Genomic DNA, 13,092 nt, shown 5'->3' with positions numbered 1-13,092 from the left:
GCCATGGCGTATAGCGATATCAGTCTGCACATTGATGAAGATGTGGAAGCGCGCCTGAAGCGGCTCAATGATGAGCTGCGCGATGCCTCGGCCCAGACCATTCTGCGCGCTTCAATCCTGCGTGAGTGGCAGGGTGAGATGACCTATGTCTCTTCCTTTGGCGCCGAAAGCGCGGTGATGCTGGCGCTGATCGCGGATGTCGATCCGGATATGCCAATTGTCTTCCTTGAGACCGGCATGCATTTCCCGCAGACAATTGACTATAAAGACGAGCTGATTGAACGGCTTGGTCTCTCAAATGTTCGGGACATCCCACCCGCTGAAGATGAGCGACTGGCGGAAGACCCGAAGAACACGCTTTGGAAAACCGATCCGGATGCTTGCTGTGCCCTGCGCAAGGTGCGCCCGCTTGAGCCCGCTCTGGAAGGCTTCAATGCCTGGATTACAGGGCGCAAACGCTTCCATGGCGGTGCGCGCATGTCCCTGCCTGTCTTTGAGCATGCTGGCGGACGCTTCAAAGTGAACCCGCTCGCCAACTGGACCCAGGAAGATGTTCAGGCCTATTTCAAGCGCCGGAACCTGCCCAAGCATCCGCTAGTTGCCCAAGGCTATCCATCCATTGGCTGCTGGCCTTGCACGAAGCCTGCTGAAGACCCGAACGATATCCGTTCAGGTCGCTGGGCTGGTCAGGACAAAAGCGAGTGTGGCCTGCACGTTGAGAAGAACGAGCGCCCGCGGGTATTTTAGGCCTTACGCTTCACTCAAGAGCGCTTGAAACCAAGGTTATCGATCAGGCGCGTCTTGCCCATCCATGCTGCGGCGAGCAGGCGCCCTTCATAGCCCTCGGCAACCGGCGCATCAGGCAAGTCCTGCAAGGTTTCTGGGTCCACAGCGCTGACATAGTCGAGCCTATCAAAACCTGCCTGCTCGATCATGCTGCGTGCCTCGGTCAGGGCATCACGGACAGAAACGCCAAGTTCAATGCGCTTGGCCGCCCGGTTCAAAGCCGTAGAGATCGCATTGGCCTGCGCGCGTTCCTCAGCGCTGAGATAAGCATTTCGAGAGGACTGGGCGAGGCCATCAGGATCCCGCACGGTTTCCCCGCCAAGGATTTCAATCGGAAAGCCAAGATCGCGCACCATGCGACGGATGATCTGCAGCTGCTGGTAATCCTTTTGCCCAAAGGCTGCGACATCGGGCTGAACATGGATGAAAAGACGCGCAACCACGGTTGCAACCCCATAGAAGAAGTGCGGTCGATATATGCCATCAAGCAAGTCTGAAAGCGCCTCAACCCGAACATTGGTCACGGAGCCTTCAGGATACATCTCCTCAACGCTGGGCAGGTAGACGATGTCAGTATCGACCGCCGCCAATCGGGCAATATCAGCCTCCTCCGTGCGCGGATAAGTATCGAGATCCTCGCCTTCGGCAAACTGGGTCGGGTTCACAAAGATGCTGACAACGGAAACATCGCTCTTCTCCCTTGCAAGCTCAACCAGTGAGATATGCCCGTCATGCAAGGCCCCCATGGTTGGCACAAAGCCGATTTTTCGACCTTCGCGGCGGTATGGGGCAAGGGTTTCCCGAAGGTCTTTGAGGGTGCGAACAAGGACCGGTTTTTTCTTCATGAAAATTTCGCCTGAAACGAGAGTCGTAAACGACCTGTTAACTCTTTGAACGGAATTCTTAAGGTATGAGAAACTCTGTCGTCACCCGCCTTAAAACACTGCTTACTGCAGTCCGCGTAACCCTTTACACAAAGGGCAAGCGCGTCGCCAAGCCTAAATTCAACCTTGAGCCAGCACAAATGCCGATACCTGATGATGGTGATGCATGGTTGTTTGATCAGGCTGATGCCTTGCAACGCGAAACCCGTGCACTCGCAGCGGACATGGGCAAGCTGTCGGGCGCACTTGGTGGTCTGCGCGAGACACTCGACATGATTACAGGGGTTACCCCCTTCCCGGTTGCGGCAACGACAGAGATGCCTTGCGCCATCACCACGCATGACAGCGACCTGTTCGATGGTGAACCTGAAGCCCCAATCGCGGCGCAGGATACGACAATTGGCGGCGATGCAGCTTTTCTGTTCGAAGAGTACAGCCATCAAGACGCGCGCGAACAACAGGCCGCCTGAGTTTAGGAGCCGGCTATGCCAGCCGACGGATATGGACAGATTGGTGATCAGGGCGGCGAGCCCCTCACCCTCAAGACCCCGGCACCAAAAACGTGCCGGGTGATTGTTGTTGGCAATGAAAAAGGCGGTGCAGGCAAGTCGACAGTGTCTGTGCACCTCGCCATTGCTCTCATGCGTATGGACAAAAAGGTCGGTGTAATCGACCTGGATCTGCGACAGCGAACACTGACGCGCTATCTGGAAAACCGCATGCGGTGGCGACAATCCACAGGTGCCGATATCCCGATGCCGGAAATCATTCGCGTTGATGCCAGCACAGAACGTGATCTGGACCTGGCTGAACGTGAAGACACGGATCGCTTCAACACCTCGCTAGAGCGCCTGAAAGCAGTCAGCGAAATTGTCATCATTGATGCGCCGGGCACGGATACATTTCTTTCCCGTCTGGCGCATATGAGCGCAGACACGTTGATCACGCCTTTGAATGACAGCTTTGTCGATTTCGACCTGCTGGGCGATGTGAACCCACAGACGCTGAAAGTTCTGCGGCCCAGCTTCTATTCGGAAATGGTCTGGAACTGTCGGAAGGAAAAAGCCCGCACCTCTCGCCAACCGATCGACTGGGTTGTAATGCGCAACCGCATGTCCTCGCTTGAAGCCCGCAATAAGCAGCGCGTTGGCGAAGCGCTGGAAAATCTCGCCAAACGGATCGGTTTCCGACTGGCACCGGGCCTGTCAGAACGCGTGATTTATCGGGAATTGTTTCCGGCAGGTTTGACGCTTCTCGACCTGACGGAGAAAGGCTCCAACATCAATTTCACGATGAGCCATGTCGCGGCGCGTCAGGAAATGCGGGACCTTCTGATTACACTCCGCCTGCCAGAACTGGCTGGGGCTGAAATCGCCTTCTAACTAGGTCCGCCAGCGCAAGGTTGCTGGCTCAAGTGCATTCACGAAGGGGCGGCTATCAATGCGAGCCTGCTGCCACTCCCTTTTCAGCTTCATATACCATTGAAACTGTTTGTCAGAATCGCCGAGCAACATGCCTTTTCCGCCATAGGTTTCATTCTTTCGGCGAAGGGCCATGATATCGACATCCTGCTGAAGGAAGCCCTTCACAAATGGGGGTATGATGGGGCGCAGGACAGACAGAACAGGCGTATCCCAAAAAAAGATTTGATTGAGATAGGTGTGTTGCGCATCTTTTGGTGTCAGGGCTGAGAGGTTCAGGACCGTATGCTTGGCATTGCGAATATACTCTGCCCGCAAGCCGGGTAGGCGGAAATCAATATAGACGCGCACCTGCCCACCGATAAGCTTGTATATGTCTGAGTTTACGGGGGCATGTCCGGCCATGCGAAACCCAAACGGGATCGGCTCAAACACTTTCTCTTTGAGCTTGTGCACGCCAGACCCACGCCAAAGCGGACTTTTATGTACAAAAGGCGTGTGCGCAGGATCCAACAGGCCATAGGCGGCATCATCCTGACTGGCTGGAATGATAACCGTTTTGCAGTAGCGAACCTTTGCCGACGGCAGATCAAACGTTGGCGGTTCTGTGTGACGCGGACGCGCACCGCTTGAACAAGGACGATAAACCCAGATCAGATCCTGTTGCTCAACGATGGCGAGGCGCACACCCCCTTCAATCTTCAGGTTTCCATCAGGCGCGCGATGGAACACATAGTCTTCGCCAAACAGTTTGAGCTTGCACTGGCGCCCACGTTTGACCCTCTTCGATGGGGCCGCCACATACCAATGATCTGCGATATAGGGCTCGTCACTGGGACAGCCTTCAAAATCATCCGCAAGCATGTCTGGCTGCATCGCCCCTATCCTCCTCAGCCGGCACCAGATGGTGACCCTAGAGCGGAGCAGAGGGCGTTCTAATCGTAATTAGGCAGACATCTTATAGCCAAATCCTATCAAGGGCATTGGGCGGCTATGAAGCCCCTTCTAAACCCAGCCAATCCACCGGAGCCAGCCCATAAACCATGTCCATAACCTCGAACTGGATACCGACAGGCTTACGCGAGTTTGAGTTCCACAAAGCAACGACACCGCTGTCCCGCTCCGGGTCGAATAGTATCATCGAGCGGTAGCCATCGACAGCGCCGCGATGGCCTACGACACGCGTGCCTGCCTCGCCATATTTGTAAACCCGCCAGCCCAAAGCGTAACGCGCGTCTCTCAAATGGCCACCATAGCGTCGACTCATGCTGGACTGCTCACGGCGTGTATAGACGCGTGGCGTATGCAAATCGTCCAGAACCGCTTGTGACAACACATCGGGAGCCAGCCCCATTTGAGCCCGCGCAAAATGGGTTAGGTCACGAATTGATCCATTCACGCCACCTGCCGCCGGTACCCGGTAGTAAGACTGTTGAACCGGGCGTTTTTCCATAGTCTTTGTCCGATACCGAAAACGATGGGGTTCCGCCCAGGAAGGTGCGCGGATCAGACCATCACGACCAAACGAGGCGCTCGACATGCCCAGCGGCTCAAACAGCCGTGCCTTAACAATATCCGTGAAGGTCTGCTCTGTTGCGTCTTCAATCACCTCAGACACTGCATCAAACGCAACATTTTGATAGGTATGGCACTGGCCAACGCCGCAAGTCGGCTTCAATGCGCCAAGACTGACGCGTATCCCTGCTGGATCACGACCATCCTCGAGACGCGTATCATAAGCGTTCGGCACGATGCCAAGCATATGCGACAAAACGTTTTCTATCGTCGCACGACTCTCTCCCCGGCCCGGCAATCGCAGAGACGTTTTGAAACGCCCCAACGTGTCAGATAGGGAGAAGGCCCCCTCATCAGCCAGCTGAACGGTTACAGAAGAAGCCACGCCTTTTGAAAGAGAGGCCCAGCGAAACACGGTATCCGCCGTAATCGGCGTACCGCCAATCTTGTTCTGGCCATAGCCGCGGGTGAAGGTAATCTCGCCATTCTCAATCACGCCGACAGCCAGGCCAACAATGTCTTCTTCAGCAGCAAGCTGAACCAGGCGCTTATCTAAGCGATCATAGTCAATTGGGGCGGCCGCGGCCGAGTCGAACAGAAAACTAAAGCAAAGCACAAAGGCGAGTAAACGGATCATAAGGCACCCTTTGAAGATAGAGTCTATTTACGCCCCACAAGCCATGCGACCAGCCCGCAGTCGCTAGTTATCCTTCGAGCCCTCATCTCCCTGCGCGATCACTGGGCTAGTCGCTCCAAAGACCTGACCATTCAGAACGGGCATAGCAGCGCCATTTGGATCAATCGGTGGCTGAACATTGCTGAATTGAAGCCGGGCCCGCAAGCGTGGATCGGTCGGACTATCTTCAAAACTGCGATAGGCTGCTTCGACCAGATCAGTAACATGTTGATCACGTGAACGCGCTGTGGAGCCGCCAAACATAATCGTGATCACACGGCGACCACGACGTTTGGCAGAGGTCATAAGATTGAATCCGGAAGCCCGTGTATATCCGGTCTTGATGCCATCAACACCTGTGACTGTGCCAATCAGACGATTGTGATTCTTGTAAGTGTTCCGCCCCCAGCTAAACCGCGTCTTGGCGAAATAGCCATAGTAACCAGCATGATCCTTGAGAATGCGCTCAGCCAGAATGGCCATATCACGCGCGGTCGATAGTTGCTGACTATCCGGCAAGCCAGAAGCGTTGCGGAATGTTGTGCGGGTCATTCCCATAGATTGGGCCTTTGCCGTCATAAGTGTGGCAAAGCGGGACTCGGTCCCACCCAAACGCTCGGCCACAACAACGGCGACATCATTGGCAGACTTTGTGATAAGCGCATCGATAGCATCAGCCACGGTAATCGTCTGACCAACCTTTAGCCGCAGAGAGCTTGGCGGTTGCTTGGCGGCTGCTCGTGAAACCCGGAGTTTTTCATCAAGGCGCACCTCGCCAGCCTTTACAGCATCAAACAGCATGTAAAGCGTCATGACTTTAGTGAGCGATGCAGGATAGCGCGGGGAATCAGCGTGGCGCGCGTGGAGAACCTCATTGGTCTCCATATCGATGACGATAGATGCGTATTTCTCGGCAGCAGCTGTAGGTGTTGCCAGCATCAAGGCGAAGCCAAGGCTGGCTAGAAAAACTCGAAACACTTTAACCGCTGACGGGTTCGCCATGGTCTTCCTCCGCTAAAAAAGCCCGGCAACCCCGGATACATACCTAAAGTCTTTCACCAAGGTTAGCCAGTGGTAAACACAGAGCCGCTTTCTGTTAGGTTTTTTACGGGAAGCTGCCTAAACCTTTAGCATTATTGTGCGGCGCACAATAATTGTTGCATTTGCGAAAAATAACCTCTATATTGCCCTTACGACAAGACAGCAGGATTTCTCCCAATGACCAGCCCAACGCCGTTCCAAATGCCATTTGCATCTTTTGATCCAGAAGCCATGGCAAAGTTTTTTCCAATGAATGACACAATGGGTGCCTTCGCCCGGGATGCCGTAAATGCCTCCACAGAAAGCACACGTGCTTCCATGAAAGGCATGCAGGAAGCCAGCACAGCGATGATGGCACAAATGAAAGAACAAATGACTCTGGGTGTTGAGACCGGCAAGAAACTGGCTGAGACAACCACACTTGAAGACATGATGACCATTCAGGCCGGTTATATGAAGTCTGCTTTCGAAGCGGGTGTGAAAAACTTCTCAGAGCTTTCTGAGCTCTATGCTGACACTATGCGTGAAGCTTTCGCACCGCTCGCCAAGCAGGCCAAGAAAACCGCTAAGGCCGCAAAAGCTTAAGCAATAAATTGATACTCCATAGTTTGTAGCGTGCAGGAAAGGGCTGACCTATTTGGTTGGCCCTTTTCATATTTTTAGCGCTGACAAATGTGATCTCTTCGGTCACAGTCGCTCTATGGCTGATTATCTCGACTTCATTCGTTTAGAACGCCCCAGTTCACCCAACACCTATCTGATCGCCCCTGATGGGTTATGCCAAAGCGCTTCACCCGATGCTGCACCCCCGGTTTTCGAAAAGTCTGAACGTGGCTTATTCTCAACCCTTGCCGAACTGATCGCTCAGGAAAGACGGTGGATTGATGTGCAGGCTGACCCCGAGCAGTACCGCTTCAAGTTCGTCGCCAAAACCCCTCTGCTAGGCTTCAAGGATGATGTCGACATTATGATCCTTCCGGCCAACCCGGAAGCGAATGATGGCGAATCAGGGACAACCCTTGCCATCTATTCGCGCTCTCGCGTTGGTCATTCTGACCTGGGTGCGAACCGTAAACGCGTCACCGCGCTTCTGGAAAAGCTGACCACAAAATAGGCAAAGTGTTATCGCATCGTGGACCGCATCAGTCGAACCCTTAACAAAGCTCATCAAGCCCTTATCTCTAGTCACATGTCACTCCGTATTGATCGCATAACACTTTCAGACCCGGAAACCCCGAATGGCCCGACCACTCCAGGGGATGAGGATGGAGGTCTTGGACTTGCCACCAAGACTCGCGTTAAAACACGCAAACCCAGCATGTATCGCGTGCTGCTTCTCAATGATGATTACACGCCAATGGAGTTTGTCGTGCATATCCTCGAGCAGTTCTTCAATAAGAGCCCGGAGCAGGCGATGCGGATCATGCTGCACGTTCACCAAAAGGGTGTCGGGGTATGCGGCGTCTATACTTATGAGGTCGCGGAGACCAAAGTGGCGCAGGTCATGGACCTTGCCCGGCGTCACGAACACCCGCTGCAATGTACGATGGAAAAAGAAGACTAGGAGATACACACAATGCCAAGCTTAACCCCTAGTCTCGAAAATGCTCTTGAACGCGCTCTGGGCGCTGCTGGAGAGCGCGATCACGAATATGCAACCCTAGAACACCTGCTCCTCGCCCTGACCGAGGATGAAGATGCGGTTGAAGTGATGACGGCCTGTAAGGTCGATATCCCGGCCCTGAAAGGCGCGCTGGAAACCTATATTGACGAAGACCTCTCCAGCCTGATCACGGAAAACCCATCCGGGCGCGTCCAGCCGACCGCTGCTTTCCAGCGTGTGGTCCAGCGCGCGGTCCTGCATGTTGAAAGCTCAGGCCGTGATGTTGTGTCAGGCGCGAACATCCTGATCTCGATCTTCTCTGAGCGGGAAAGCCATGCGACCTACTTCCTGCAGGAACAGGACATGACCCGCTATGATGCGGTCAATTATGTCAGCCACGGCGTCTCCAAGGTTCCAGGGGCCGACAAGAGCAATGCACCGCGCGGGTCTGAGCAGGCTGCTGATGAAGCACCGAATGCGCCAGCAAATGAAGCGCTCGATGCCTATTGCGTAAACCTCAACGAGAAAGCACGCGAAGGCAAAATCGATCCGCTGATCGGACGCCAGCTTGAGATTGAGCGCTGTATTGAAGTGCTGTGCCGCCGTTCGAAGAATAACCCGATCCTTGTTGGTGATCCGGGCGTTGGCAAAACGGCTATTGCCGAAGGCCTCGCCAAGATGATTGTCGATGGTGAAGTGCCGGAAATCCTGCAAGACGCAGTGATCTGGTCTCTCGATATGGGTTCTCTGCTCGCTGGCACCCGCTATCGCGGCGACTTTGAAGAGCGCCTGAAAGCCGTCATGAAAGAGATTGGCGAGCAGGAAAAAGGCATCCTGTTCATCGATGAAATCCATACCATTATTGGCGCGGGCGCGACCTCAGGTGGGGCCATGGATGCCTCCAACCTGCTCAAGCCAGCGCTTCAGAATGGTGAAGTGCGCTGCATGGGTTCGACAACTTTCAAAGAGTACAAACAGCACTTTGAGAAAGATCGCGCCCTGTCCCGCCGCTTCCGCAAGATTGATGTTGTGGAGCCGAATGTCGAAGACGCGGTCAAAATCCTGCAAGGTCTGAAGCCCGTCTTCGAGGACTTCCACGGCCTGCGCTATACCAATGATGCGATCCGCTCAGCCGTTGAGCTGAGCCATCGTTACATGACAGACCGCAAGCTACCGGACAAAGCGATCGATGTGATCGATGAGGCGGGGGCGACACAATGGCTCGTCCCGGCATCCAAGCGTCGCAAGACTGTTGGTGTCAAAGAGATTGAAGCCATCGTTGCCAAGATCGCGCGCATACCGCCCAAACAGGTCTCACGTGATGACGCCGCTGCGATCAAGTCGCTTGAGGCGGACCTTAAGCGGGTTGTCTACGGTCAGGATGAAGCGATTGATGCGCTATCCTCTGCGATCAAGCTATCTCGCGCCGGTCTGCGTGAACCGAACAAGCCGATTGGATCTTACCTGTTCACCGGACCAACCGGCGTCGGTAAGACCGAGGTGACCAAGCAACTCGCCTCAATTCTGGGCGTTGAGCTGCACCGCTTCGACATGTCGGAATATATGGAACGTCACTCCATCAGCCGCCTGATCGGTGCGCCTCCAGGCTATGTTGGCTATGATGAAGGCGGCCTGCTGACCGATGCCGTTATGCAGCACCCACATTCTGTGGTCCTGCTGGATGAGATCGAAAAGGCCCACCCGGACCTCTTCAACGTCCTGCTGCAAGTCATGGATAATGGCACGCTGACCGATGCGAATGGCCGCAAGGTCGACTTCCGCAATGTCATTCTGGTGATGACCACCAATGCAGGTGCCTCGGATGCCGCCAAGAACTCCATTGGTTTTGGCCGGGGCCGCAAGGATGACGAGCAGGAAGAAGCGCTCAAGCGCCTGTTCACGCCGGAATTCCGCAACCGTCTCGATGCTGTCATCACCTTCGGTGGCCTGACCCCGGAAATCATCGAGCGCGTGGTCGAGAAATTCGTGCTGCAGCTTGAAGTTCAGTTGGCTGATCGCAACGTCACCATCGAACTGTCCAGCGGTGGACGCGATTGGCTCGCCAAGCGCGGCTTTGATAGCGAGTTCGGGGCGCGGCCACTGGCCCGCGTGATCTCCGAACACGTCAAGAAACCGATGGCTGAGGAGCTTCTGTTCGGCAAACTCGCCAAAGGCGGCACGGTCAAGATCGGTCACGACAAGAAGAAGGACGAACTGACCTTCAAATATGTCGATGACAAACCGCGCAAAAAGCCAAGCAAAGGGCAAGCGGAAGCCGTTTAAACCTGTATGGAAGGGGCGAGATCAACTCGCCCTTTCCTTCATCCATGTCTAAATCGCGAATGCGCCGATGCGTTCGACGATGAGATGCGGGATACCATCACTGGTCTTATTCCAGGACTGCCCTTGCGCAGAAACCAGCATTTTGACCCGCTGGCGAAACGCGGAAAAGCTTTTCCAATCAACGACATCGACCGGGCTATCAAAGTGCAAGGTCAGCTCATAGCCCTGCCCGCCCTGCAACTCTCGTACAGCGTGAACGCGGCCCTCGAATGGCTTTTTCAGGTAATGCCCGCTGACACGGTCACCGACCTGCCAGCCCGTCTCCGGTTCATTCGACAATCTGGCTGAAGCGGTATTCCAGTCGCGAAAGCCAAGATCGGCAGCGACCTGTTCAAGGGCCGCCGACAGACTGATTGGCGATGGGCTTTCTGCCTTGATCTGTTTGGCGCGGGCCTTGGCCTGCGCACGGGTTCGTGGACGCGGTATCATCGCAGTCTCCTCTCATGATCGGTCATGCAAAGGGCGGGGCTCACATTGCCGCCAGACCAGAAAGAAAGGTCTGCGAGAAACCGGAGAATCCGGGAGGTCTTCACCATAGAACACAGCGTTCCGTGAGCGGCAGGCACCTCAACCTGACCGCCCGATAGCTTTATCTGTTTTCGCCGTCAACCGCAGAGGCGTCCAAGCGCCAGCGCCAGAAGGACAGGAGACAGGCCAATCCTGACATGCTGACCGCAACCAGCGCATTGCCTGTCCACCCACCAGCCGCGTAGGACGCAGTCCCGGCCCAGCTCGCCAAACCTCCTCCGATAAACATGAGCACGATAAAGATCGTCATTAATCGCGTACGAATCTTCTCAGGTTCGCTCAGGAAGGTCATGCGGCCTGTGACATCGATTGCTGGACCCGTGAGGTTCATCAGGATGATCGGGATGACCATCAGCCATAAGCTGTGCCCGGTGACTAAAAGTAGAGAAACGCCAAGGAACTGAACGGCACCAAGAATGGCTCGCGCTTTATAGGCTCCGGTTCGATCCGCCCAGGCGCCAAGGACTGGTGTTGCAAACAGGTTGATCGCTGCCAACAGAGCCAAATAGCCGACCATATCGACCCCATAACCCATTTCTTCACTCGGTAGATGCAGGCCAATTCCCATCCAGACCGAAATGAAAATACCGAAATTCAGCGCCTGAATAATCCCCGAAACGAGAATGCCCCGATGTGTTGCGCTCAGCCGGAAAACGGAGGCGATCAGGGCGGCATAGCTCTGACGCGGCCTCTCTTTATCCGGCGCCGGAGGCTCCATCACAAAAGGCAACAGGACCGAAACACCCAACATCAAAAGGACAGCGATGATGTAAACGGTCCGCCAACCAAAATGCTCGGCAATCACGCCCGAGCCACCGCGAGAGACGAGAATGCCCAGAATAATCCCTGTGGTCAGGACCGCCATGACAAAGCCAAGTCGATCCGCGGGCACCCGCTTTGAAACATAGGCCGGCAGCAGGTAAGGCGCGATGGTGACAAACCCAAGGACTGTTGAGGCGATCAGGAAAACCTCAAACTGCTGCGCCAAAGCCATGATGATCACGCAGGCAAGCTGCGCCAGCACAGTCACGACCGTCAGGAAGCGGTTACTCAAACGGTCGCCCAGCGGCAGCAAAAGCAGAATACCAACCGCCAGAGCAATCTGATTGAAAGCCGGAATGATGCCGACCATGCCATCGCTCAATCCGAACTCATCTGCGATCAGAGAGATAATCGGATGCAGATAATACGCATTGGCGACGACAACCGCGCTGGCAAAGGCCAGCAACAGAACCTGGAAGTTAGAAAGCTGTTTCAAACGCTAATTCTGAACCCCGCACTCCCGCATGGCCAGATCATCCGCGTCTAGTGCGGCAGCAACCTCATAAACCGCATCGGTCGCCAACAGGTGCAGACCACCATCAGCCAGATCCTGAAACTCGCTTAGATCACCATCAGCCAGATATTCATCATCGAGACGCTGCCCCGGGCGGCCAAGTGTCCCAAAGGCCACTTCGATACCACGCGCCCCGACGGCGCGAAACGCGCGCGGGTTTGGATCGCGAATTCCCATCCAGGCAATCACTCTCGTCATATCGACACCCGCCGCTTCTAGCTCGGCCTGATGTTCCGGGCTATTAATTCCGGCCGTCATCATCAGGTCGGGTGCCAGACGCGCGACCTCTTTGGCTTGATCATCATTGTACGTGATGATCACGACATTATTCTCAGCCCCTGCGGCGCGAACATGGCTGATAATGTTACGGAAGCTGGTGGTGGGTTTCTTGTCGAGTTCAACAATCGATCCGCTCTCCTTGGCCCATAACAGCACGTCCGAGAGCTTTGGTGGATTAAAGCTGGTAATCTGCCCATCATTATCTTTCAGCAAGAGCTGAGAGATCGTCTCCCAGTCCGTATCGGCGACGAAGCCATCGCCCGTCGTGGTACGCCCGAGCGAGCGATCATGCATCAGGAACAGGACCCCATCACGGCTTTCAGCAACATCAATCTCGTGCAGGATCGTCGCCTCGGCGCGAGCATATTGCAGGGTTTCCAACGCATTCTCCGGGTAACCTGGTGCCGGACCCGCGCGATGCGAAGCGATCAGCATGCCTTCTGACTCGCGCACGCAATCAAAGAAAGCGGGCAGATCGCTTGCCTGAAACGCGCCAACCGCTGCGTTCTGCATAACGTCTGAAACGATTTCCGGTGCGGTCTGAATATCAGTTTCAGCGCTCGCATTAGAAACCACATTCACTGTTGTGTCCTGTTCCCCGCTGGAACACCCAACCAGAGCCAGACACAGCCCCCCAATAACACCCAAATATACCTGTCTCACACTTTGCTCCATCTCTT

At 55.0% G+C, this 13,092-nt stretch carries 14 protein-coding genes; 7 read left to right on the top strand and 7 right to left on the bottom strand.

The features are described 5' to 3' along the window. The first annotated feature begins 3 nt into the window (after positions 1 to 3). Positions 4 to 747 (top strand): phosphoadenylyl-sulfate reductase, encoded by a 744-nt coding sequence (locus RYZ27_RS03220; protein WP_406680919.1) that lies wholly within the window; start codon positions 4 to 6, stop codon positions 745 to 747. Between the two features lie 14 nt (positions 748 to 761). On the opposite strand, the gene panC is transcribed toward RYZ27_RS03220, so the two are convergent. Next, a complete protein-coding gene (gene panC, locus RYZ27_RS03215) occupies positions 762 to 1,631 on the bottom strand; it encodes a pantoate--beta-alanine ligase (RefSeq protein WP_406680918.1) in 870 nt (289 codons plus the stop codon). A gap of 65 nt (positions 1,632 to 1,696) precedes the next feature. On the opposite strand from panC, the gene RYZ27_RS03210 reads away from it, so the two are divergent. Both RYZ27_RS03210 and RYZ27_RS03205 read left to right on the top strand, forming a co-directional pair. After that, on the top strand, positions 1,697 to 2,140 hold the full coding sequence (locus RYZ27_RS03210) for a hypothetical protein (protein WP_406680917.1): 444 nt from the start codon (positions 1,697 to 1,699) through the stop codon (positions 2,138 to 2,140). A 15-nt stretch (positions 2,141 to 2,155) separates the two neighbouring features. After that, positions 2,156 to 3,052 (top strand): division plane positioning ATPase MipZ, encoded by an 897-nt coding sequence (locus RYZ27_RS03205; RefSeq protein WP_406680916.1) that lies wholly within the window; start codon positions 2,156 to 2,158, stop codon positions 3,050 to 3,052. Here the strand turns inward: RYZ27_RS03205 and RYZ27_RS03200 are convergent, their stop codons facing one another. The 3 genes from RYZ27_RS03200 to RYZ27_RS03190 form a co-directional block, all read right to left on the bottom strand. Continuing rightward, entirely contained in the window at positions 3,053 to 3,967 is a 915-nt protein-coding gene (locus RYZ27_RS03200; protein WP_406680915.1) for a hypothetical protein, read from the bottom strand. It lies immediately after the preceding gene. A gap of 115 nt (positions 3,968 to 4,082) precedes the next feature. Further along, positions 4,083 to 5,243 (bottom strand): serine hydrolase domain-containing protein, encoded by a 1,161-nt coding sequence (locus RYZ27_RS03195; protein ID WP_406680914.1) that lies wholly within the window; start codon positions 5,241 to 5,243, stop codon positions 4,083 to 4,085. A gap of 63 nt (positions 5,244 to 5,306) precedes the next feature. Further along, positions 5,307 to 6,284, bottom strand: a complete 978-nt coding sequence (locus RYZ27_RS03190) for a D-alanyl-D-alanine carboxypeptidase family protein (RefSeq protein ID WP_406680913.1) — start codon at positions 6,282 to 6,284, stop codon at positions 5,307 to 5,309. A 216-nt stretch (positions 6,285 to 6,500) separates the two neighbouring features. On the opposite strand from RYZ27_RS03190, the gene RYZ27_RS03185 reads away from it, so the two are divergent. From RYZ27_RS03185 to clpA, 4 genes are all read left to right on the top strand, one after another. After that, positions 6,501 to 6,908, top strand: coding sequence for a phasin family protein (locus tag RYZ27_RS03185; protein ID WP_406680912.1), 408 nt, complete (start codon positions 6,501 to 6,503; stop codon positions 6,906 to 6,908). 115 nt (positions 6,909 to 7,023) lie between these two features. Continuing rightward, the gene (locus RYZ27_RS03180) at positions 7,024 to 7,437 is read left to right on the top strand and encodes a DUF1499 domain-containing protein (protein ID WP_406680911.1); all 414 of its coding nucleotides are present in this window, start codon (positions 7,024 to 7,026) and stop codon (positions 7,435 to 7,437) included. 75 nt (positions 7,438 to 7,512) lie between these two features. After that, positions 7,513 to 7,887, top strand: a complete 375-nt coding sequence (gene clpS / locus RYZ27_RS03175; protein WP_406680910.1) for an ATP-dependent Clp protease adapter ClpS — start codon at positions 7,513 to 7,515, stop codon at positions 7,885 to 7,887. Positions 7,888 to 7,899: 12 nt separating this feature from the next. Beyond that, entirely contained in the window at positions 7,900 to 10,209 is a 2,310-nt protein-coding gene (gene clpA / locus RYZ27_RS03170) for an ATP-dependent Clp protease ATP-binding subunit ClpA (RefSeq protein ID WP_406680909.1), read from the top strand. 48 nt (positions 10,210 to 10,257) lie between these two features. On the opposite strand, the gene RYZ27_RS03165 is transcribed toward clpA, so the two are convergent. The 3 genes from RYZ27_RS03165 to RYZ27_RS03155 all read right to left on the bottom strand — a co-directional run bounded on the left by RYZ27_RS03165 (position 10,258) and on the right by RYZ27_RS03155 (position 13,075). Then, positions 10,258 to 10,698, bottom strand: coding sequence for a glyoxalase superfamily protein (locus RYZ27_RS03165; RefSeq protein ID WP_406680908.1), 441 nt, complete (start codon positions 10,696 to 10,698; stop codon positions 10,258 to 10,260). Positions 10,699 to 10,858: 160 nt separating this feature from the next. Then, a complete protein-coding gene (locus RYZ27_RS03160) occupies positions 10,859 to 12,055 on the bottom strand; it encodes an MFS transporter (protein ID WP_406680907.1) in 1,197 nt (398 codons plus the stop codon). A 3-nt stretch (positions 12,056 to 12,058) separates the two neighbouring features. Continuing rightward, positions 12,059 to 13,075: a glycerophosphodiester phosphodiesterase family protein gene (locus RYZ27_RS03155; RefSeq protein WP_406680906.1), complete on the bottom strand. Its 1,017-nt coding sequence runs from the start codon at positions 13,073 to 13,075 to the stop codon at positions 12,059 to 12,061. Positions 13,076 to 13,092 lie beyond the last annotated feature (17 nt).

The organism is Hyphomonas sp. FCG-A18 (genome assembly GCF_045287255.1).
Taxonomy (GTDB): Bacteria; Pseudomonadota; Alphaproteobacteria; order Caulobacterales; family Hyphomonadaceae; genus Henriciella.
This window is presented reverse-complemented; position numbering and strand designations above follow the sequence as displayed.